Annotated in this window: 21 protein-coding genes; 13 read left to right on the top strand and 8 right to left on the bottom strand. The window is 70.6% G+C overall.

Annotated elements, in window-relative coordinates; genetic code table 11:
- Position 1: 1 nt before the first annotated feature.
- The gene (locus AAEP80_RS11275) at positions 2 to 964 is read right to left on the bottom strand and encodes an SDR family NAD(P)-dependent oxidoreductase (protein WP_420364473.1); all 963 of its coding nucleotides are present in this window, start codon (positions 962 to 964) and stop codon (positions 2 to 4) included.
- A gap of 87 nt (positions 965 to 1,051) precedes the next feature.
- Here AAEP80_RS11275 and AAEP80_RS11270 point away from each other — a divergent pair, with 87 nt between their 5' ends.
- Together AAEP80_RS11270 and AAEP80_RS11265 are read left to right on the top strand one after the other, a co-directional pair.
- The gene (locus tag AAEP80_RS11270) at positions 1,052 to 2,068 is read left to right on the top strand and encodes an HD domain-containing protein (RefSeq protein WP_420364472.1); all 1,017 of its coding nucleotides are present in this window, start codon (positions 1,052 to 1,054) and stop codon (positions 2,066 to 2,068) included.
- Entirely contained in the window at positions 2,065 to 2,346 is a 282-nt protein-coding gene (locus AAEP80_RS11265) for a hypothetical protein (protein WP_281264330.1), read from the top strand. Before AAEP80_RS11270 ends, AAEP80_RS11265 begins: the two co-directional genes overlap by 4 nt.
- A gap of 21 nt (positions 2,347 to 2,367) precedes the next feature.
- Here AAEP80_RS11265 and AAEP80_RS11260 read toward each other — a convergent pair whose 3' ends face one another.
- Positions 2,368 to 3,594 (bottom strand): ROK family transcriptional regulator, encoded by a 1,227-nt coding sequence (locus AAEP80_RS11260; protein WP_420364471.1) that lies wholly within the window; start codon positions 3,592 to 3,594, stop codon positions 2,368 to 2,370.
- Positions 3,595 to 3,769: 175 nt separating this feature from the next.
- On the opposite strand from AAEP80_RS11260, the gene AAEP80_RS11255 reads away from it, so the two are divergent.
- Genes AAEP80_RS11255 through AAEP80_RS11230 form a run of 6 tightly spaced genes read left to right on the top strand, consistent with a single transcriptional unit; the run spans position 3,770 to position 10,524 of the window.
- Entirely contained in the window at positions 3,770 to 4,759 is a 990-nt protein-coding gene (locus AAEP80_RS11255; protein ID WP_413602100.1) for a carbohydrate ABC transporter permease, read from the top strand.
- A 4-nt stretch (positions 4,760 to 4,763) separates the two neighbouring features.
- A complete protein-coding gene (locus tag AAEP80_RS11250) occupies positions 4,764 to 5,702 on the top strand; it encodes a carbohydrate ABC transporter permease (protein ID WP_420364470.1) in 939 nt (312 codons plus the stop codon).
- Complete coding sequence (locus AAEP80_RS11245; RefSeq protein WP_420364469.1) at positions 5,699 to 7,102, top strand: ABC transporter substrate-binding protein; 1,404 nt, start codon at positions 5,699 to 5,701, stop codon at positions 7,100 to 7,102. The genes AAEP80_RS11250 and AAEP80_RS11245 overlap by 4 nt, the downstream gene beginning before the upstream one ends.
- 43 nt (positions 7,103 to 7,145) lie before the next feature.
- Positions 7,146 to 8,132 carry a Gfo/Idh/MocA family protein gene (locus AAEP80_RS11240; RefSeq protein WP_420364468.1) on the top strand — a complete coding sequence of 329 codons (987 nt, stop codon included), beginning with the start codon at positions 7,146 to 7,148 and terminating at the stop codon, positions 8,130 to 8,132.
- 53 nt (positions 8,133 to 8,185) lie between these two features.
- Complete coding sequence (locus AAEP80_RS11235; protein WP_281264324.1) at positions 8,186 to 9,205, top strand: Gfo/Idh/MocA family protein; 1,020 nt, start codon at positions 8,186 to 8,188, stop codon at positions 9,203 to 9,205.
- Entirely contained in the window at positions 9,202 to 10,524 is a 1,323-nt protein-coding gene (locus tag AAEP80_RS11230; protein ID WP_420364467.1) for a glycoside hydrolase family 125 protein, read from the top strand. The genes AAEP80_RS11235 and AAEP80_RS11230 overlap by 4 nt, the downstream gene beginning before the upstream one ends.
- Here AAEP80_RS11230 and AAEP80_RS11225 read toward each other — a convergent pair.
- Both AAEP80_RS11225 and AAEP80_RS11220 read right to left on the bottom strand, forming a co-directional pair.
- Positions 10,466 to 10,732: a DUF7218 family protein gene (locus AAEP80_RS11225; RefSeq protein ID WP_420364466.1), complete on the bottom strand. Its 267-nt coding sequence runs from the start codon at positions 10,730 to 10,732 to the stop codon at positions 10,466 to 10,468. The genes AAEP80_RS11230 and AAEP80_RS11225 overlap by 59 nt on opposite strands.
- 25 nt (positions 10,733 to 10,757) lie before the next feature.
- Entirely contained in the window at positions 10,758 to 11,093 is a 336-nt protein-coding gene (locus tag AAEP80_RS11220) for a DUF3140 domain-containing protein (protein ID WP_402728540.1), read from the bottom strand.
- Positions 11,094 to 11,187: 94 nt separating this feature from the next.
- Between AAEP80_RS11220 and AAEP80_RS11215 the strand changes: the two genes are divergently transcribed.
- Positions 11,188 to 12,087 carry an SDR family oxidoreductase gene (locus AAEP80_RS11215; protein WP_420364465.1) on the top strand — a complete coding sequence of 300 codons (900 nt, stop codon included), beginning with the start codon at positions 11,188 to 11,190 and terminating at the stop codon, positions 12,085 to 12,087.
- Between the two features lie 7 nt (positions 12,088 to 12,094).
- Here the strand turns inward: AAEP80_RS11215 and AAEP80_RS11210 are convergent, their stop codons facing one another.
- Positions 12,095 to 12,316, bottom strand: coding sequence for a hypothetical protein (locus AAEP80_RS11210; RefSeq protein ID WP_420364464.1), 222 nt, complete (start codon positions 12,314 to 12,316; stop codon positions 12,095 to 12,097).
- A 135-nt stretch (positions 12,317 to 12,451) separates the two neighbouring features.
- Positions 12,452 to 13,618, bottom strand: coding sequence for an MFS transporter (locus AAEP80_RS11205; protein WP_420364463.1), 1,167 nt, complete (start codon positions 13,616 to 13,618; stop codon positions 12,452 to 12,454).
- A gap of 23 nt (positions 13,619 to 13,641) precedes the next feature.
- Here AAEP80_RS11205 and AAEP80_RS11200 point away from each other — a divergent pair, with 23 nt between their 5' ends.
- From AAEP80_RS11200 to AAEP80_RS11190, 3 genes are all read left to right on the top strand, one after another.
- Complete coding sequence (locus tag AAEP80_RS11200) at positions 13,642 to 14,211, top strand: TetR/AcrR family transcriptional regulator (protein ID WP_413602108.1); 570 nt, start codon at positions 13,642 to 13,644, stop codon at positions 14,209 to 14,211.
- A 33-nt stretch (positions 14,212 to 14,244) separates the two neighbouring features.
- Positions 14,245 to 15,096, top strand: a complete 852-nt coding sequence (locus AAEP80_RS11195; protein WP_420364462.1) for a PHP domain-containing protein — start codon at positions 14,245 to 14,247, stop codon at positions 15,094 to 15,096.
- Positions 15,097 to 15,181: 85 nt separating this feature from the next.
- Positions 15,182 to 16,168, top strand: coding sequence for an aldo/keto reductase (locus AAEP80_RS11190; protein ID WP_420364461.1), 987 nt, complete (start codon positions 15,182 to 15,184; stop codon positions 16,166 to 16,168).
- A 30-nt stretch (positions 16,169 to 16,198) separates the two neighbouring features.
- Here the strand turns inward: AAEP80_RS11190 and AAEP80_RS11185 are convergent, their stop codons facing one another.
- Both AAEP80_RS11185 and AAEP80_RS11180 read right to left on the bottom strand, forming a co-directional pair.
- Positions 16,199 to 17,038, bottom strand: a complete 840-nt coding sequence (locus AAEP80_RS11185; protein ID WP_420364460.1) for an NAD-dependent epimerase/dehydratase family protein — start codon at positions 17,036 to 17,038, stop codon at positions 16,199 to 16,201.
- Between the two features lie 38 nt (positions 17,039 to 17,076).
- Positions 17,077 to 17,943 carry an SDR family oxidoreductase gene (locus AAEP80_RS11180; protein WP_420364459.1) on the bottom strand — a complete coding sequence of 289 codons (867 nt, stop codon included), beginning with the start codon at positions 17,941 to 17,943 and terminating at the stop codon, positions 17,077 to 17,079.
- A 167-nt stretch (positions 17,944 to 18,110) separates the two neighbouring features.
- Between AAEP80_RS11180 and AAEP80_RS11175 the strand changes: the two genes are divergently transcribed.
- Positions 18,111 to 19,754: a long-chain-fatty-acid--CoA ligase gene (locus AAEP80_RS11175; protein WP_420364458.1), complete on the top strand. Its 1,644-nt coding sequence runs from the start codon at positions 18,111 to 18,113 to the stop codon at positions 19,752 to 19,754.
- Positions 19,755 to 20,519 lie beyond the last annotated feature (765 nt).

Below are 20,519 nucleotides of genomic sequence, written 5' to 3'. Positions count from 1 at the left end.
GTCACCGGCGGCGGCCGCCAGCGGCCAGGGCCAGCACCGCCCCGACCGCGCCGACGACGAGGAGCGGGCGCGTGACGCGCCGTCGCTTCGCGACCCACCCGCCGTCGGTGGCGTTGCCGGACTCGGCCGGCTGCCACAGGTTGCCGTCGGTGGGCTCGCCCTTCCCGCGCAGCGCGAAGGTCTCCACCATCGGTCCCGTGATCGCGTGGAACAGGCCGGGGAACACGTACTGCAGCGGCACGAGCGACGCCTGGATCCGTCCGACGAACCGGTACCGCTTCGGATGGGCCGCCGCACGCAGCACGGCTCGCCCTGCCCGCTCGACGGACACCGTCGGCGGCAGCGGGTGGGACCGCTTGCCCGTGTAGTTGGCGCCGTTCTGGTAGATGGGCGTGTCGATCGTCGAGGGCATCAGCGTGGTGAACTCGATGCCGGTGTGGGCGAACTCGTCGCCGAGCACGTCGACCAGGCCGAGCGCCGCGTGCTTGCTCGTGACGTACGCCGACTGGTACGGCGCGGACAACAGGGACTGGATGCTCCCGACGAAGACGTAGGTCCCGCGGCCGCGCTGCTTCCAGTGCGGCAGGAGGTGCGTGATCGCGTTGACGTGCCCGTACAGGTTGGTGTCGACGACCCGCTTGAACGACTCGGTGGGGGTCTGCTCGAACAGGCCGTAGACGAACAGGCCGGCGTTCCCGACGAAGACGTCGATCCGTCCGAACCGGCTCGTGACGGCGCCCACGAGGTCCGCCACCTGCTGCTCGTCCGCGACGTCCGTCGTGATCGCGAGCGCCTCGGCACCCAACCGTCGGCACTCCTCCGCGGCGGCCTCGAGACTCTCGTGGCTGCGCGCAGCGAGGACCACCGTCGCGCCCGCTCGTGCGAACTCGTGTGCCGCCGCTCGTCCGATGCCGCTCGAGGCTCCGGTGACGACGACGACCTGACCGCGGAATCGATGTGCCATGTGCCCGTTCGTACGCGCACGGCGCTGTCCATCGACCGTGCGGGCCGTCCCCCGGTAGCGTGAGGTCGGCAGGGTCGAGGAGGTCACGTGCACGGCGACGCAGTGGACACACTGGGCATCGACAGTGTGTGGTTCGACCCGCTCTGGCGCATCGAGGTCCGGCTGACGCCCCTCGAACGGACGCTCCTCACGACGTGGCCGGTCCGGCGGCTCGCGTTCATCGCCCACGCGGGCGCGGCGTCGATCACCACGACGCAGACGTACACGCGCCTCGAGCACTCGCTCGGGGTCCTCGCCCTCGTGGCGCACTTCGCCCCGGACGACGCGCTCGCCCGGGTCACCGGGCTGCTGCACGACGTCGGGCACCTGCCGTTCAGCCACACGCTCGAGGGGCTCGGCGGACTCGACCACCACACGCTCGGTCGCGCGGCGGTCCGCGGGCTCGCCGACGTGCTGCACGCCGGCGGCATCGATCCGGAGGACGTGATCAGCACGGACGACGGCGCACTGCCGTCCCCGCTGACGAACCGGAGCGGCGGCCTGAAGCTCGACCACCTCGACTCGTTCCTGCGCAGTGGTCAGGCGCACGGCCGGACGACCTCGCCGCCCGCGGAGCTCCTCGGCCGGCTGCGGCTCGTCGACGGTACCGTCGACACCGACGCCGCGACCGCCGCCGCGGTGGTGGACCTCGCGGTGCGCGAGGCCCGGGCGCAGCGGTCCGAGGCGAACATCGTCCCGAACGTCGTGCTCCGGTCGCTGGTGACGCGCGTGCTCGACGCGGGGACGCTCACCCCCTCCCGGTTCGCCGGGCTGACCGACGACGAGCTCTGGGCGGTGCTGCTCGCCGACCCGGCCACGGTCGACGAGGCCGTCGAACTCCGTCGGAACCCGGAACACTGGCAGTTCGCCGACGGACACACCCCGGCGTCGGACGACGCCCTCGCCCATGTGGTCCGACGGACCTACCTGGACCTGCCGACCGTCGACGGCGCGGTCATCACGAGCGAGGACGTCACCGAGCTGCAGCGCGGGATCCCCCTCGACCTCGCCGTGCAGCGCACCCGTGTGCCGAGCGCGCTCCGGAGTGGGACGATGACGTCATGACCGGTCCCGGGAGCACGAGCGACGGGCTGTCCCTGGACGAGGCAGCCGCGATCGCCGAACACGCGCGCGAGGGCCGTCTCGACATGGACGACCCGCAGATCCGGCAGCTCGTCGGCGAGGCGAACCGGATGATGGTCCGCACGCAGATGTGGGGCGAGCAGCCGGCGACGCCGAGGCGGCGGTGGAAGCGACGCGGCCTCGCGATCGGCGCCGCCGCCATCGTCGCGATCTGGGTGATCGGCCTGCTGGGCCCGCTCCTCCTGCGCCTCGGCGTCTGATACGGACGCTTCCGCGACCGCCTACCAGGGGTGGGCGATGTCCCGGGGCCGAGCCGGGCCTCCCGTCCGGACCTGCCGCACCGCGGGGACGACGGGACCGGCCGGGGCGGACGTGAGCAGCACGGCGCACGCCGCGCCGCGGGCGACGACGTCCTCACCGAGCGCCGTGAACGCCACCGCTGGCGCGCGACGCGAACCCAGGCGTTCGAAGAGCCTCGCGTGCAGTGCGTCGAGGAGGGTCGCGCCGCCGGCGAGTGCTGCGCTCCCGCCGACGACCACGCGCTGCACGTCGAGGAGCTCGACGACGTGGACGAGCGCCGACCCCAGCGCCGCGCCGGCCTCGGCGAGGAGCGGCCGTGCCGCAGGCAGCGCGCACAGCTGTTCGAACGCGGCCCGGACGGACGCCGGGTCGTCTGCGGTCGGCGCGAGCAACCCGGCGGCCACCCCGCGCCTGACCTGCTGGAGGGGCTGACACGCCTCCCAGAGCTCGGTCCAGCCGCCGTGCGCGTGCACGGGGATGCCGCCGAACTCCCCGGCGTTGCCGGTGCTGCCTCGGACGACCCCGCCACCGACCACGATGCCCGCTCCGACGCCGTGCCCGAGGTACACCGACACCAGGTCCTCGGTCGACCGCGCCGTCCACCACTCGGCGAGGGCACTCGCGACGACGTCCTTCTCGATGCGGACGGAGAACCCGGTGCGCTCCGCGAGTTCGGCGGCGATCGGGACGCCGGACCACGAGGCGAGCTGCACGGGAGCGCCGAGCGCCGCGCGGTCCCGCTCGATGGGGCCAGGCGCCGCGACACCGATGCCGGCCACGCGCGCCCGGTCGATCCGAGCGGACGTCACGAGGTGGTCGACCGCGCCGGCCATCGCGTCGAGCGTCGACGAGGGAGCGTCGACGTCGGCCGCACCGAGGTGCTGCTCGGCGACGAGCCCGCCGGCGAGGTCCAGGAGCACCACGGAGACCTGCGCGGGGTCGAGGTGGACGCCGACGGCGAAGCGACCGTCCGGCGCGAGTTCGAGGCGACGACCGGCCACCGGGCCGGCGACCCGGACCGCCGCGTCGATCTCCCGGACCAGGCCGTCGGCGAGGAGTCGGGCCGCGATGTTCGACACGGTCTGGGCGGTCAGTGCCGTCCTGGTGGTCAGCGCGGAGCGGGTGACCGGTCCGTCACGGCGCACGACGTCGAGCACCACGGCGCGGTTGTGCGCCGCGATGTGGGTCGCGTTCTGCCCTGCAGACATCTCAGCGATCCGGTGCTTGACGAAGCTCGTGCATGGTCCCTAGCATTCCTGACCAAGCGAATTTGTCAATCAATTGGATTGAACCGATCCGGACGGGCAGATCGCCGAGTGACCACACCGAGGTGGTCGCGCCCGTCGTCACACCGCTGTGCGACGGGAACTCGAAGGGACGCCCGTGACGACGACCGCTCGCCCGGCCACCACAGCGCGACCCGCTCCACCGACCGAGCGCACCGGTCGACGAGCGGGGAAGAAACACCCCTGGACCGCAGCGGAGAAGCGACGCCTCCGCATCGGTATCGCCTTCATCTCCCCGTGGATCGTCGGGGTCCTCGTGTTCATCGCGTACCCGCTGATCTACTCCTTCGTGATCAGCCTGACGCGGTACTCCGGCATGAACGCCGCGACCTTCGTCGGGTTCGGCAACTACATCGCCGCGTTCCTCGACCCGCTCGTCCACACCGCCGTGGGCAACACGCTGTTCTACGCGGTGATCGCGGTGCCCGTCGGCATCGTCGTGGCGATCGTGATCGCGCTGGCGATGAACCAGGACGTCAAGGAGATCAGCTGGTACCGGACGGCGCTGTACATCCCGTCCCTCATCCCGACCTTCGCCCTCGCGTTCATCTTCGTCGTGCTCGTCAACCCGCAGACCGGCATCGTGAACCAGGCGATGAAGCTCGTCGGGATCCCGGCGACGAACCTGCTCGGCGACCCGACGACCGCGAAGCTCGTGATCGTCGCGCTGGCGCAGATGGGTGCCGGCAACGCGGCGCTGGTGTTCCTCGCCGGCATGCGCGGCATCCCGAAGACCCTGTACGAAGCAGCACGCGTCGACGGCGCCGGTCCCGTGCGGCAGTTCTTCGCACTGACGCTGCCGCTGATCTCCCCCGCGATCCTGTTCAACCTCATCACGGGGATCAGCAACGGCCTGCAGGTGTTCACCGAGGCGTACGTGATCTCGTCCGGCACCGGCGGACTCGGGTCCCCGGACAACGGGACGTTGTTCTACATGCTCTACCTCTACAAGAACGCGTTCAGCTACGCGCAGCTCGGGTTCGCGAGTGCGATGGCCGTGCTCCTGTTCCTGGCCGGGATGATCCTCTCCGGGCTCGTCTACTGGCTGTCCAAGCGGTTCGTGAACTACGACGTGAGCGGGGAGTGACGCCATGACGATGCAGAAGGACCGAGTGTCCACCGAGACGTCGTCGATCGAGGACGTCCGCCCCAAGGACCGCAGGAACGCCCGCGCGGACCGCTCCAGGAACGCCGACGGCTCCGTCCGCTCCCCGTGGTCGTCGATCGGCGCCCGCGTGGTGCTCATCGCGATGAGCCTGCTGTTCCTCATCCCCATCTACTGGATGGTGATCTCCGCGCTGAAGAGCAACAGCGAGCTCGGCGCGTTCCCCCCGACCTGGTTCCCGCAGTGGCTGGACTGGTCGAACTTCGGCGACGCCGTGAACGCGATGCCGTTCTTCACGTTCTTCCGGAACACGCTGATCATCACCGTGCTCGTGACGCTGTTCTCGATGGTGTCGAACCTGGTCATCGCCTACGGGTTCTCCTGCATCGAGTGGCGTGGCCGCGACCGGATGTTCTACGTCGTGCTCGCGACGCTGTTCATCCCGTTCCCCGTGACGCTCATCCCGATGTTCGACCTGTACGCGCGGCTCGGCTGGATCAACACCTTCCTGCCGCTCGTCGTCCCGAGCCTGTTCGGGTCCGCGTTCTACGTGTTCCTCCTCCGGCAGTTCCTGCTGCAGATCCCGAAGGACCTGCTCGACGCCGCACGCATGGACGGCGCGTCCGAGTGGCGCATCCTCTGGCGCATCGTGTTCCCGCAGGCCAAGGCCGCGCTCGTCACGGTCGGCATCTTCGCCGCGGTGGGTGCGTGGAACGACTTCCTCGGGCCCCTCATCTACCTGCAGGACGAGAACGTGCAGACCCTGTCGATCGGCCTCCAGGTGTTCCGCCTGAACAACAGCGCGGACTTCCAGTTCAACCAGCTGATGGCGGCATCGATCCTCATCATCCTGCCGCTCGTCATCCTGTTCTTCTTCTTCCAGCGGACCTTCCTCAAGGGCATCCAGATCGGGAGCTTCAAGTGAACGCGCGACACAACGGCGCCGCCTTCGACCGCCGGACCTTCCTCCGCGCCGCCGCCGCGACGGGCGGTGCTGGTGCCCTCGCGTTGCTCGCCGCCGGGTGCGCGACGGGCGGTGTCGGCAGCAACCCGAACTCGGTGTCGATCTGGGGCGTCACGGGAACCTTCGTGCCGTTCCAGACCAAGGTCATCAACCAGTTCAAGCAGCTGCACCCGGAGATCGACGTCCGCGTCAACCAGGTGCCATCGCAGGGCACCGGCGACGCCACCAGCGTCATCACGGCCGTCCGCGGTGGAACAGCACCCGACCTGTGGCTCCTCGACCGGTTCAGCGCGGCGCAGTACGCGGCGATCGGGCTCATCGAGCCGATCGACGAGCTGATCGCCGAGTTCGAGGACGTCTCCAAGGAGGAGTTCCTGTCCTCCTGGCTCGGGTTCACCGTCGGCGAGCTGACCTACCAGGGCAAGACGTACGGCCTGCCGCACGACACCGACGCCCGCGGGATGTTCGTGAACCGCACGATGCTCCGCGACGCCGGGCTCGACCTGGACGAGTTCGACTGGGAGCAGAACGGCCCGGTGACGATGGACCGGATGGCCGAGGTCAGCGACAAGCTCACGAAGAAGGAGGGCGGTAACTACAGCAAGATGGGCCTCCTCCCCTGGTACGGCGAGGGCTGGCCGTTCACGTGGGGGCTCGGACTCGGGGCGTCGTACTTCGACCAGGCCGACTCGCAGATGACGATGGACTCCGGCAGCGTCAAGAAGATCTACGAGTTCTACGACGAGTGGGCGCAGCGCTACGGCTACCGCGCCGCCGACACGTTCATCGCCACGTACGAGCCCACGGGACACCCGCCGGGGCAGACCGCGTTCCTGGCGAATCGCATGGCGTTCATGGTCAGCGTTCCCTCGACGATCCAGACGTTCGACAACTACGGGCCGAAGGACCTCGACTGGAGTGTCGCGTACCTGCCGACCCAGGCCGCCGGTGACGACAAGTACACCTGGTCCGGCGGCTTCGCGCTCTGCCTGCCGAAGGGCTCGAAGAAGAACAAGGCCGTGTGGGAGCTGATGAAGTACTTCACCGGCAAGCGCGGCCAGGAGACCTACATGGTCCCCGCCACGAGCGTCCCGTCGAACATCGCCGCGCTGAAGGACCCGAAGGGCTCCGCGAAGTCGATCCGCTTCTTCGTCGAGTCGATGCCCGACTCCACCTGCCGCCCGCCCCTGCCCGTCGGTGGCGCCTGGTGGGACTCGCTCGCCGACGCCAGGTCGAGCGTGCTCCTCGGCACCGCGTCGCCGCAGGAGGCGGTCGAGCGCGCACAGGCGCGGGTCAACCCGATGATGCAGACCTACTCCCCGTTCAAGCTGCCCAAGGACTACGACAAGGTCCGGGTCTAGCTTCCCCGGGCCGGATCACGCACCACCACCACGAAAGGCAACCATGCCCAGCACCACCACCCCGATCCGCGTCGCCGTCCTCGGCTTCTGGCACGTCCACGCCGGTGACTACGCCCGCCAGACCGTCGAGCACCCGGGGACCGAGCTCGTCGCCGTGTGGGACGACGACGTCGCCCGTGGGCGCGAGGGCGCCGAACAGTTCGGTGTCGAGTTCACCGACGACCTCGACGCGCTGCTCGCCCGCGACGACATCGACGCCGTCACGATCACGACGTCGACCGACGTGCACCGCGACGTCATCACGCGCGCCGCACGGGCCGGCAAGCACGTCTTCACCGAGAAGCTGCTCGCCCCGACGGTGGAGGAGTGCGAGGAGATCATCGCGACCTGCGACGCCGCCGGGGTCACGCTGATCGTCTCGCTCCCCCGGCTGTACCACGGGTACACGCAGGCCATCCTCGAGGAGATCCGATCCGGCCGACTCGGCGAGGTCAACCACGCCCGCGTCCGCCTGTCGCACGACGGCGCGGTCCGGCCGTGGCTGCCGGAGCGCTTCTTCGATCCGTCGACCGCGATCGGCGGCGCGTTGACCGACCTCGGCTGCCATCCGGTGTACCTCACGCAGCTGTTCCTCGGTGCCCGCCCGGACTCGGTCGAGGCCGTCTACCGCTCCGTCACCGGCCGCGCCGTCGAGGACCACGCGGTCGTCACGGTCGGCTACGCCTCCCAGGCGATCGGCATCATCGAAGCCGGCTTCGTCGCGGGCACCCCGTTCACGATCGACGTGGCAGGCACCGGCGGATGGCTCGCGTTCTCCGACCAGGAGGCCCGGCTCACCGCCGGCGGGTCGGCGTACGGCGACGAGCCGGTCACCATCCCGGTCCCCGAGGACGGTCAGGACGCCTTCGGGCAGTGGGTGGACCACATCACCTCCGGCACGCGTGCCGACGACAACATCGCCCGCGCCGTCGAGCTCACGAGGCTCGTCGTCGCCGCGAACGCCGCTGCGCGCACCCCCGTCGCGGCCTGACCGGCCGCGCGATCGACCGACACCAGCAACCCAGCACGAAACCAGGAGTCACCATGTCCAACGACACCATCCGCGTCGGACTCATCGGCGGCGGCGGCATCGCGTCCGCACACATCGCCGGCTACGCCCAGCACCCCGACCTCATCCGCATCGCCGCGGTGGCCGATGCGTTCGCGTCGACCGCCGAGGCCCGCGGCGCCGAGCTCGGCGTGCCCCACTTCACCGACTACCAGGAGATGCTCGACCGCGCCGACATCGACGCCGTCGACATCTGCCTGCCGCACCACCTGCACCGCGACGCGATCGTCGCCGCGGCACGGGCCGGCAAGCACGTCCTCTGCGAGAAGCCGCTCTGCCTCACCCCGGAGGAAGCGCGCGACGTGCAGGCCGCCGTGAGCGAGGCGGGCGTCACGCTGATGTGCGCGCACAACCAGCTCTTCATGCCGGCGGTCGCGAAGGCGAAGGAGCTCATCGAGACCGGCGTCCTCGGCACCGTGTACGAGGTCCGCACGACGGACAGCTTCCGCAACGACTTCGACCCGGAGAACATGGGCTGGCGTGCACACGCGTCGAAGAGCGGCGGAGGCGAGCTCATCGACACCGGCTACCACCCGAGCTACCTGCTCATGCACCTCGCCGGCGGTGTCCCCGTCCAGGCGACGGCGCTGCTCTCGACCCACCGCCTGACGTTCATGGAGGGCGAGGACTCGGCGCAGGCCCTGTTCCGCTTCGACAACGGTGCCGTCGGCCAGCTCGTCACGAGCTGGGCGTACGAGCCGGCCGCCGGCACCGAGCGTTTCAGCGCCGTCGGTGAGCTCGGCTCCCTGACGAGCGACGGCACCACGCTCCGCTGGGACCTGCTCGACGGCACCAGCGAGACCGTGACCTACGAGGACGTGGACACCTTCGCGGCGGAGATCGGCGCGTTCGGCGCGTGCCTGCGGGACGGCACGCGTCCGATCCACACCGAGCGGGAGGGCATCGCCGTGCTCGGCATGATCCTGGCGGCGTACGAGGGCGCCCACAGCGGCACGATCGCGTCGGTGCTCCAGGTGGAGCCGGTCTCCGCGTGATCCTCGACGACGAGACCACCTCGGTGCTCCGGGCCGCCGCTGACGCGGTCCGGGGCACCGCCGGTGTCGGTGTCGGCGACCGGGTCGAGGAAGCCCTCACCCGCACGCTGACCGACACCATCACCCTCGACGACGACGGCACCGCCTTCGTCATCACCGGCGACATCCCCGCGATGTGGCTCCGCGACTCGACGACGCAGATGCTCCCGTACCTGCGCTTCGCCGCCGACTCCCCCGCGATCGCCGACGTCCTGACCGGGGTCGTCCGGCGGCAGTTCCGGTGCATCGACCACGATCCGTACGCCAACGCCTTCAACCGCTCGGCCACCGGCGCACACCACGATGCCAGGGACCTCTGCGCGGACCCGTCGGTGTGGGAGCAGAAGTACGAGGTCGACAGCCTCGCCTACCCGGTCCAGTTCGCCCACCGGCTGTGGACCGCGACCGGACGCACCGACCTGTTCGACGAGCGCGCCCACCGGGTCCTCCGCACGATCGTGGACCAGTGGCGCGCCGAACAGGACCACGACGCGTCCGCGTACCGCTTCGTCCGGGACGTCGGCATCGCGACCGAGACGCTCGACCGCGACGGTCGCGGCACCCCGGTCGCCGTCACGGGCATGACCTGGTGCGGGTTCCGGCCGTCGGACGACGCGTGCACGTACGGCTACAACGTCCCGGAGAACCTGCACGCCGCGCAGGCCCTGCTGGACCTCGCCGAGATCGCCCGCGACGTGTACGGCGACGCGCCGCTCGCCGACGACGCCGACGCACTGCGGTCGGCCGTCCTCGACGGGGTGCGTCGGCACGGCATCGTCGAGCACGACGGCGAACAGGTCTACGCGTACGAGGTCGACGGGCTCGACGGCGTCGTGCTCATGGACGACGCGAACATGCCGTCGCTGCTCTCACTGCCGTTCGACGCGCCCGACGTCATCGACCCAGAGGTCACCGCCGCGACCCGACGCTTGGTGCTGTCCCCAGCGAACCCGTACTGGTTCAGCGGAGCGGCGGCCGAGGGGATCGGGAGCCAGCACACCGAGCCGAACCGGGTGTGGCCGATCGCGCTCTGCGTCGAGGGCATCACCGGGACGCCGGAGCGCCGGCGGGAGCTCCTCGCCGTGCTGCTCGCGACGGACGCCGGGACCGGGCGCATGCACGAGTCGTTCGACGTGGACGACCCCGCCGCGTTCTCACGGGAGTGGTTCTCGTGGGCCGACGCGATGTTCTGCGAGCTGGCGCTGACCGTCGCGGACGACCTCAGTGGTCGCGCAGCGCCTCGATCAGCTCGCCCTTCCGCTTCGACGAGTACCCGGTGAGTCCGAGCTCCTTCGCACGCTTCCGGAGATCCGCGACGGTCCAGTCGTCGTAGGAGCCGGACTCCCCGCCCTTCTTCCCGACCGCCCGCTTGCCCTTCGCGGCCGCGGCGTTGCTGATCCGCGCGGACTTCTCCTTCGAGTTGCCCGCTTCGCGGAGTTCCTCGTACATCTCGGGGTTCTTCACGCCCCGCATCTGCTGGTTCGGCATGGCCGAGACCGTACGCCGCCGAGCCTCAGTGCTTCTCGGGGTCGTTGCCCCAGTTCATGAGCGAGTACCGCCACGCCGTGTCGTGCACGTCACCCTTCGGCCGCTGCTTCGCGTGCCGCGCGACGTACCCGACGACCTTCCGCATGTGCGCGTAGTCGGCGTCCGTGTAGTCGGCCTGCTTCTTCTCGAGGATGCGGACGATGTGCCGCCCGCTCTCGTGCCCGGTGGACTCGGTGCTCCCGCCGGACTTCTGCCCGACCTCCTTGGACTCGTCGGTGTCGAGCCACTTCCGGAGCTCGGACGCGGTCATGTTGACCGCATCGGCGAAGTCAGCCCTGGTCTGCTGGTCGTCGTCACTCATGGCACCACCATCGTCCGGATCGCTGAGCGTCCGGCGAATCCGGATCACGCACGCTCCTGACCACCTCTCAGGCGTCGACGGGTTCGGTGGGTGCATGCCGCACGACCAGTACGAATCCGCTGACCCACGCACCCGCTACCCCGACGTCTCGCCCGAGCCGCAGACGCAACCCGAGCCGGGTCTGCAGTCGCGGATGACGCCCGTCCCGGACCTCGGCGAGGACACCTACCGCGGGACCGGCCGCCTCGCCGGCCGCAAGGCGCTCATCACCGGTGCCGACTCCGGCATCGGCGGCGCCGTCGCGATCGCGTTCGCCCGCGAGGACGCCGACATCGCACTCGCCTACCTGCCCGAGGAACAGGAGGACGCCGACCACGTCATCGAGCAGGTCCGCGCCGCCGGACGGACGGCTGTCGCGATCCCCGGTGACCTCCGCGACCGCGAGTACGCCGGACGCCTCGTCGCCGAGGCGGCCGAGGGGCTCGGCGGTATCGACGCGCTCGTCAGCGTCGCGGGCAAGCAGGTCTGGCAACCCGATCTGCTCGACATCACCGACGAGCAGTTCGAGGCCACGTTCGACGTCAACGTGTTCGGGTTGTTCCGGCTCGTGAAGGCTGCGCTCCCCCACCTGCACCCGGGATCGACGATCACCACGACGGCGTCGGTGGAGGCGTACAAGCCCGCACCCGACCGGCTCGACTACGCGGCGACGAAGGGCGCGATCAACAACTTCTCCAAGGGCCTCTCGCAGGCCCTCATCGAGCAGGGCATCCGCGTGAACGTCGTCGCGCCCGGTCCCACCTGGTCGGTACTGCAGGTCACGAGCGGCGTCGACCCCGAGACCCTGCCGGAGTTCGGCAGCAGCGAGTCGCCGATGGGCCGCGCGGGTCAGCCAGCCGAGCTCGCGCCCGCGTACGTGTTCCTGGCGTCGCACGAGTCGAGCTTCGTCGCCGGCGAGACGCTCAACGTGAACGGCGGCATGGTCACGCCCTGACCGGTCCTCAGCGGCTGTTGCGCTCGTACCTTGCTGTGTACACGAGGAACGTGATGTGCCCGAGCAGCGCGATCCCGAAGAACACCAGCGCGACGGCCCACACCCGGTTCAGGGTCCCGTCGCCGACGAACAGCATCACGATGCACGCGATGACCGCCGCGGAGAGCAGACCGACCTGCACGGTCGACCAGGTCTTGCGCCAGCGGGGCTGCTGCGGCTGTGGGTTCACGAGACACCATCTTGCCGCACCGCGCGCGGCTCGACCTGGACACCGGACGCGCGCGCGGCTCGCGACGCGACCACGGGGCGGACGGGAGGCTCGGTGCGGGCGCGCACCGAGCCTCCCGTCCGGTGGTGCGCACGATCAGTGCCGCGGCCCGGCTGCCGGAGCGGAGACGAGTCCGACCAGGGCCGCCAGTGTGAACGCCGTCACCGCGCCGGCGACGCCGATCACGGCGCCGGCCGCTGCGGCGCCCAGGGCCTGCCCGAGCACCAGGGTGACGAAGAGCATCGAGGTCCCCGCCGACGCACGATCCGGGTCGATCTCGGTCGTCCAGGCGATCAGCGCCCCGGTCGCCGCGGTGTAGCCCCACCCGAACACCAGGCAGGCGACGAGCGCGACCGGGACGGCACCGGGCGCCACGGCGAGCGCGAGGGACCCGACCACGACCGCGGTCACGCTGATCGCCCAGAGCCGCGCGGGTCGCATGCCGACCGTCCACCGGCTCGTGACGACGACCGCAGCACCTCCGAGGCCGAGGGCGATCCAGGCGGTGATGGAGGCCTCCCGATCGACACCGGCGTCGACCAGGACCGATCGGCCGTAGTTCCAGACCGCTGCGGAGCCGGCGCCGAGCAGCAGCGCCGCGAGGAGGAGCCGGCGGTGCGCGACGAACCACGACCCCGTTGGTCGTCCTGCTCGGTCCACTCGTCCCGTCGTGTCGGCGTGACCGCGTTCCGTCGTGTCGTCGTGACCGCGGTGGTCGGTGCGGAGCACGGCGGCCCCGGCCAGCACGGAACAGGCCGCGGCGACGAACCAGGCGGTGCGCCACTCGGGCAGGACCGCGAGTGCGAGGAGCCCGGCGGCGACGAGCCCGGGTCCGGTCCCCGCGTTCACGACCGACTGCGCGCGAGGCACCCGATCCGGTGCCGTGTTCCGCGCGACCAGCCGGACGAGCGCCGGCGATGCAGCGCCCGCGCCCGTCGAGCTCAGGACCGCCGCGACGCCGAAGGTGGTCGCGTCGTGGCTCCACGCCATCCCGGCAGCACCGACCGCCGCGGTGCTCGCGGCCAGGACCACGAGCGAGCGCGGGTGCCTCGTCGCCGCGAGGAACCCGATCACCGCCCCGACGCAGTACATGGTCGACGCCCCAGCGGAGATCCACCCGGCGAGCGCCGCGCCGAGGCCCAGGTCCGCCTGCACGTCCGGCAGCACCAGGCCGTACGCGAGGCGGACGAGCCCGTAGGTCACCGCGACGAGGGCTGTGCCGGCGACGGCGAGCCCGGTTCCTTTCGAAAACGATCGTTTCACTTTTCGGAGTCTAGGGTGCTGACATGGCCATGCGTGCAGGAACCGAGCAGAAGCTCCTCGACGCCGCCGAGGACCTGTTCTTCACGCACGGCATCGCGGCGACCTCGGTGGACGCGGTCCTGGAGCGTGCAGGGGTGTCGTCCGCGACGCTCTACCGGGGGTACCCGAGCAAGGAGGCGCTCGTCGCCGCGACCCTCGAGCGGCGGCGGCTGGACTGGGAGGCGACGTGGACTGCTGCGGTCGAGCGGCAGACCGGTGATCGCGCCCGGCTCCTGGCGGTCTTCGACGCACTCGACGACTACCGCACCCGCTCGGCGGCGTCACGGTGGTGCGCGTTCCTCGGCACCGCGTCCGAGTACGCCGATGCGCCGTCGGAGATCCGCGTCGTGCTCGATGCCGAGTCGTCGGGCCTCCGCACGCGGCTCACGGAGTTGGCGGTGCCCCTCGTGGGTGATCGGGCGGGGACGCTCGGTGAGCAGTTGACGCTCGTCGTCTCCGGCGCGCTCGCCATGCGCCTCCGGGACGCCGATGCCGACACCGGTGTGGCACGAGCGGTCGCGTCGAGCCTGCTCGACGGGCACGGCATCGAGTGACGCGGACGTGGGCCTCCTGGCAGCATGGCCGGCATGAGGCTCACCGCGGATGCCCACGTGCACAGCGAATGGTCGTGGGACGCCGCGACCGACCCGGCGTCCGTCGGGCTGATGGAGCGCACGTGCGCCCGCGCCGTCCGGATCGGCCTGCCCGCGCTCGTCTTCACCGAGCACCTGGACTTCGAGGACCGGTGGCGGGTCGAACCCGGGGACATGGGCGACCACGCGGAGGCGTTGGTCGACGAGACGAACCACGTGCGCCTGCCGCCGTTCGACCTCGACGGGTACCTCGAGTCGATCGACCGGTGCCGCCGGGCGTTCCCCGCGCTCCGGATCCTGACCGGAGTGGAGTTCGGGCAGCCGCACGTCTGGGACGCGGCGGCGGCCGACGTGCTCCGGTCGGGGACGATCGATCGGGTCAACGGGTCGTTGCACATGCTGCCGTTCACCGACGGTGACCGGACCGAACCCGTCACGCTCTACCACGGTCGCGATCCCGACGAGGTGATGTGGGCCTACCTCGACGAGATCCCCCGCATGGTCGCCGGCTCGGCCTCGTTCGAGGTCGTCACGCACATCGACTACGCGGTGCGCTCGTGGCCGTCGGAGTCGGCCGGGCCGTTCGACCCGCGGCGGTTCGAGGAGGGTTTCCGGGCGGCGATGCGCGCGATCGCCGGGTCGGGTCGCGCGCTGGAGATGAACACCAGGCGGCTCTGGCCGTGGATCCCGGAGTGGTGGCGCGACGAGGGCGGGCGAGCCGTGACGTTCGGGAGCGACGCACACGCTGAGGAGACCCTCGGGGCGCACTTCCCGGAGGCGATGGCGATGCTCGAGCACTTCGGGTTCCGGGAAGGGACACGTCCAGAGGATCCCTGGCTGCGCTAGCCGTCTTTCGCGCTGGGGTGTTCTGTCCGTGACTCCTTCCGCGTGGGCCGCGTCCCTAGCGTGGATCTCGACGACAGGAGCACGCATGCACACCAGGACACTCGGCCAGGGCCTCGAGGTCTCCGCGATCGGACTCGGTGCGATGGGCATGTCCCAGAGCTACGGCCCCAACCCCGGCGACCGCGACGACATGATCGGCGTGCTGCGGTACGCCGTCGCGCACGGCGTCACGTTCCTCGACACGGCAGAGGTGTACGGCCCGTACGACAACGAGGAACTCGTCGGCGACGCGATCCGGCCGATCCGCGACCAGGTGGTCCTCGCCACGAAGTTCGGCTTCGACATCGTCGACGGCAGGTCGGTGGGCGTGAACTCGCGCCCCGAGCACATCCGCGAGGCGGCAGAGGGTTCGCTCCGCCGGCTCGGCATCGACGCGATCGACCTGTACTACCAGCACCGCGTCGATCCGGACGTGCCGATCGAGGACGTCGCCGGCACCGTCGGGGAACTCGTCGCCGAGGGCAAGGTCAAGCACTTCGGGCTCTCCGAGGCGGCGGCGGAGACCATCCGGCGCGCGCACGCCGTGCACCCGGTCACCGCCGTGCAGAGCGAGTACTCGCTGTGGACGCGCGACCCGGAACCAGCGGTGCTGCCGACCTGCGCGGAGCTCGGCATCGGGTTCGTGCCGTTCAGCCCGCTCGGCAAGGGCTTCCTGACCGGCACCATCGCCGTGGGGACGTCGTTCGGCGAGGGTGAGATCCGCGGGAAGGTGCCGCGATTCGAGGCCGAGAACCTCGCCGCGAACCAGGCCCTCGTCGACGCGGTACGGACCCTCGCCGAGACCCGTGGTGCGACGCCCGGGCAGATCGCGCTCGCGTGGCTCCTCGCCAAGCACCCGTCCATCGTGCCGATCCCCGGGACGCGCCGCACGGAGCGCATCGACGAGAACGCCGGCGCGACGGCGATCGCGCTCTCCGCCGACGACGTCGCCGACCTGGACGGACTGACCGACCGGATCGGCGTCGCCGGCAACCGCTACGACGCCGCGGGGATGGCCGCCGTCAACCGCTGATCCGAGACCGGCTGATCCGCTACCCGCCGCTCAGGCGTACCGGATGCCGTCGCCGGCGATGACTGCGCGGTACCCCTCGCGGTAGGTGGGGTACCGGAACGAGAACCCGGAGGACTTCAGGAGCGCGTTCGACAGGCGCTTCTCGGTCACCGGGACGTCGGCGGGCGCCTCGGGCAGGGGTCCGGCACCGAACTCTGCGGCGAGGAACCGCAGCACCTCGTCGCGGCGGACGGGCTCGTCGTCCGTGCCGATGACCAGTGGCGGTGCGGCGTCGAGCGTCGCGAGGTGCACGAGCGCCGCTGCGGCGTCGTCGCGGTGGATCCGGTTCGTCATCGGCGAGCGCCCTGGACCCGGGACGACGGTCGCGCGGCCGGATCGGACCTGGTCGATCAACCGGGTGCGGCCGGGTCCGTAGATCCCGGAGAGCCGGACGAGCGTCGCGTCGGGGACCCGCGAGCGGAGAAGCTCCTCGGCCTCGATGAGCACCTCGGCGGTCTCGCTGCCGCCGGTCGCGGGCGTGTCCTCGGTCACGATGCCGTCGCCGCCGTACACCGCAGTGGAGGACACGACGACGACGCGTGGCGAGGAGCCGGACGCGTCGACGGCGTCGAGCACGTGCCGGAGTCCGTCGACGTAGGTCGCGCGGTACGTCTCGGTGTCCCTGCTGCCAGCGGCGAGTGCGACGACCACGACTCCGGTGTCGGCGCTGATGACCGGGGTGTCGTGCCGCAGGTCGACGGCACTTCCCTCGATCCACGTCGGGAGCAGTTCGGGGCTGCGGCGCAGCCCGACCACGGTGTGACCGGCCTGGTGGAAGCGGAGTCCGGCGGCGGTCCCGAGGTCGCCGCAGCCGGCGATGACGACGTGCACGCGGTCGACTCTACGGCCGGCGACCTGGGGCTCCGCGGTCAGAGCGAGAACCCGCCGTCGCTCGTCAGCACCTGCCCGACGACCCAGGCCCCGGCCGACGTCGACAGCCACGCGATGAGCTCAGCCGGGTCCTCCGGCCGTCCGACCCGACCGAACGGCGTGCTCGCCAGGTACTCGTCCAGACCCTCGAGCGAGCGGTCCGTCGTCTCCGGGTCCATGTACCCGGTGTTCACCGGACCGGGGTTGACCGTGTTGAGGACGATCCCGAGCTCCAGCAGGTCGGCGGCGACGGTGGCGGTGACCCCCGCCAGCGCTGCCTTGCTCGCGGCGTAGGCGACCTCGCCGCGCATGGCGCCGTGGATCTGCCCGGACGTCATCCAGAACACGTGCCCCTGCGGCTCGGCGTACGGGCCGTTGCCGGTGATCCGGTCACCAGGACGCCGCTGCTCCTCGGTCTGCGGAGCCCGACGGCGGGCGAACTCCGCGGTGAGCAGCATCGTCGCCCGGGTGTTCACCTCCCAGAACGCGCCGAGCCGTTCCGGGGTCATGTCGAGGATGCTGCCGTCGTCCCCGCTCTTGGCGTGGTTGCACACCAGGACGTCGAGCCCGCCCGCGAGCTCTTCGGCCGTGTCGATCACACCGGCGATCGTCGACGGGTCCGACAGGTCCGCGGCGACATCGGCGAAGCGTGCGCCCTCGGTCAGGTGGGCGCGGATCCCGTCGCGGACAGCGTCGAGGTCGTCACCACCCCACGGCAGGTCGAGGTCGTGCGGACGGTGGTGGTGGATGACGATGCTCGCGCCGAGCGAGGCGAGCTTCGTGGCGACGGCGAACCCGATGCCGCGGCGTCGGGAGACACCGGTGACGAGGGCGGTCTTGCCGTGCAGGGGCAGGTGTGCGGACATGGTGAACCTCTCGAATCGCGCCGGATCGGCGCACAGATGGGAATCGAAGACGGTTCAGCGGCACTGCATGCCCATCACCGTACCCATCCCCGTCGCGCTCGACAACCGCTCCGAACAAGAACCGTAGGATCGGGGAACCTCACTCGTCGACGTCGCCGGAGGACCGCATGACCACCAACCACACCGCACCCGTCGCCCGACCGACCCGGGCAACCGCGTCGGTCGCCGCGATCCTCGCCGAGTCCGCCGCGCGGTACCCCGACGACGTCGCCGTCATCGTCGGCGACCGCAGCACGACGTACGCCGAGCTCTGGTCGCAGACGCTCGCCTACGCCGGGGCACTCCGCGATCGAGGCGTTGGCGAGGGGTCGAGGGTCGCGATGCTCGTCCCGAACGTCGAGGACTTCCCGCGCGTCTACTACGCCACCCTCGCCCTCGGCGCGGTCGCCGTCCCCGTGCACGCGCTGCTCAAGCGGCACGAGATCGAGTACATCCTCCGGGACAGCGGCGCGACGCTGCTGGTCTGCGCGGCCCCGCTGCTCGGCGAGGGTGCACCCGGTGCGGAACTGGCCGGCGTCGACCTCCTGACGGTCCTCGCACCGCCGGCGTCCGACGACGAGGCCCCGGTCCACGACCGGCTGGAGGCCCTGGCGTCGTCGAGCGAACCGCTCACCACCTACACGCCGCGAGACCCGTTCGACACCGCGACCATCCTGTACACGAGCGGGACCACCGGGAAGCCGAAGGGTGCGGAGGGATCGCACTTCTCCCTGCTCGAGCAGGTCAACACGAATCTCATGACGACGTTCGACATGCACCGCGGCGACGTCCTGCTGGGGGCGCTGCCCCTCTTCCACACGTTCGGACAGACGTGCACGATGAACACCGGCTTCCGGGTTGGGGCGACGATCGTCATGCTGCCGAAGTTCGACGGCGACTCCGCCCTCGCCGCGATGGTCGAACACGGCTGCGAGGTCTTCATGGGCGTCCCCACGATGTACATCGCCCTGCTCGACGCCGCCACCCGCTCCGAAGCGCGCCCACACCTGCGCTACGCGATCTCCGGCGGTGCCTCGCTGCCGTTGGCCGTCCTGGAGCGCTTCGAGAAGGTGTACGACGCCCCCATCCACGAGGGCTACGGCCTCACCGAGACCTCCCCGGTCGCGACGTTCAACCACGTCGGCGTCCCACCGCGGCCCGGCACCATCGGGACCCCGGTCTGGGGCGTCGACGTCGAGATCGCGGACCCCGAGGTGCACGACGCGATCGTGCTCCTGCCGCACGGCTCGATCGGCGAACTCGTCATCCGCGGGCACAACCTGATGAACGGGTACCTCGATCGTCCGGAGGACACCGCCGCGGCGATCGTCGACGGGTGGTTCCGGACCGGAGACCTCGGGACGAAGGACGACGACGGCTACCTGACGATCGTCGACCGGACGAAGGACATGATCATCCGGAACGGCTACAACGTGTACCCGCGGCAGGTGGAAGAGGTCCTCGCCACCCACCCCGACGTCACGATGGCGGCGGTGTTCGGCGTCCCCCACGAGCTGCACGGGCAGGAGATCGAGGCCGCCGTGGTGCTGCGTTCCGGAGCCTCCGCGACGCCGGAGGAACTCATCGGCTTCGTCGCCGGTGAGATCGCGGCGTACAAGTACCCGCGTGCCGTGCACGTCCTCGACGCGCTGCCCCTCGGTCCGAGCGGGAAGGTGTTGAAGCGGGAGCTGGTCGACCGGTTCGGAACGAGCACGGAGCAGACGAGCACGCTGAGCCCTGTCGGTATCGAACCGACGGCATCCACGGTGTGATGGTGGCCGGGGAACAGGCAGCCGCGGACCGAGACTTTGATGCGGACTTCGCCGTCGAGTGGACTCTCAACACGTGCCGCGACGCGAACGACTGGGCCAAGATGTTCGCGAAGCACCCAGGCGTGCTCGGCATGACACGGGCGACTGGTGACGAGGACCTCGCGATCGCATGCTCAGCGTTCCCGGACACCAGGGTCTGTGAGGGGAGGCATTGACCGCCTCCTGACAGCCTCGGCGACCCCGGTACGGCGTGCAGTACTCAGCGGACCGCGCGACACCCGTGCGTCGAACCGAGAGTGCGCGCCACCTCGATGCTGTGTGGACGCCACGGAGCCGGCGACTGGCAGGTTTCTGTGACGAGACCCACCACTTGTCGCCGACTCCGCTCACGAGTGCCGGCAACGGCGCACGCGTTCGACTGGACCGTACATCTCGTCGCCGTTCCCGCGGACGTTTCATCAGCAGATCGGGTAATGACGCGATGTCGGCGGTGGCTCACGCCTGACCTGCGATCTCTCGGAGTGCTGCGAGCTGGCCTCGCCACGCTTCCCGACCTTGGCGGGTGTGTCAGCGACGTGCGGGGCGTCTTCCCCGCGAACGCCGTCCCGACCGATACGTAGCCAGCTGCCTCCAGGAGGGCGAGAGCCACCCTGTGTGCTCGTTCGCCTGTCTGCTGAGACGGTCTGCTTCGGGCCGCCGTTGACCCCGGACCTCTCCGCATCGATCGGACTCGCACACCAGATGATGACCGCCATGCCGGCCGTG

Origin of the sequence: Curtobacterium sp. L3-7, from assembly GCF_048756585.1 — a bacterium.
GTDB lineage: Bacteria > Actinomycetota > Actinomycetes > Actinomycetales > Microbacteriaceae > Curtobacterium.
The sequence above is the reverse complement of the archived record's forward strand: the minus strand, read 5'-3'. Positions and strand labels throughout refer to the sequence as shown.

Coding starts and splice junctions, on each gene's coding strand:
- AAEP80_RS11225 (WP_420364466.1), bottom strand. CDS start 10,732: ATGCCGAACCAGCAGATGCGGGGCGTGAAGAACCCCGAGATGTACGAG.
- AAEP80_RS11195 (WP_420364462.1), top strand. CDS start 14,245: ATGAGGCTCACCGCGGATGCCCACGTGCACAGCGAATGGTCGTGGGAC.
- AAEP80_RS11235 (WP_281264324.1), top strand. CDS start 8,186: ATGTCCAACGACACCATCCGCGTCGGACTCATCGGCGGCGGCGGCATC.
- AAEP80_RS11265 (WP_281264330.1), top strand. CDS start 2,065: ATGACCGGTCCCGGGAGCACGAGCGACGGGCTGTCCCTGGACGAGGCA.
- AAEP80_RS11200 (WP_413602108.1), top strand. CDS start 13,642: ATGGCCATGCGTGCAGGAACCGAGCAGAAGCTCCTCGACGCCGCCGAG.
- AAEP80_RS11240 (WP_420364468.1), top strand. CDS start 7,146: ATGCCCAGCACCACCACCCCGATCCGCGTCGCCGTCCTCGGCTTCTGG.
- AAEP80_RS11275 (WP_420364473.1), bottom strand. CDS start 964: ATGGCACATCGATTCCGCGGTCAGGTCGTCGTCGTCACCGGAGCCTCG.
- AAEP80_RS11215 (WP_420364465.1), top strand. CDS start 11,188: ATGCCGCACGACCAGTACGAATCCGCTGACCCACGCACCCGCTACCCC.
- AAEP80_RS11180 (WP_420364459.1), bottom strand. CDS start 17,943: ATGTCCGCACACCTGCCCCTGCACGGCAAGACCGCCCTCGTCACCGGT.
- AAEP80_RS11260 (WP_420364471.1), bottom strand. CDS start 3,594: ATGTCTGCAGGGCAGAACGCGACCCACATCGCGGCGCACAACCGCGCC.
- AAEP80_RS11190 (WP_420364461.1), top strand. CDS start 15,182: ATGCACACCAGGACACTCGGCCAGGGCCTCGAGGTCTCCGCGATCGGA.
- AAEP80_RS11220 (WP_402728540.1), bottom strand. CDS start 11,093: ATGAGTGACGACGACCAGCAGACCAGGGCTGACTTCGCCGATGCGGTC.
- AAEP80_RS11250 (WP_420364470.1), top strand. CDS start 4,764: ATGACGATGCAGAAGGACCGAGTGTCCACCGAGACGTCGTCGATCGAG.
- AAEP80_RS11175 (WP_420364458.1), top strand. CDS start 18,111: ATGACCACCAACCACACCGCACCCGTCGCCCGACCGACCCGGGCAACC.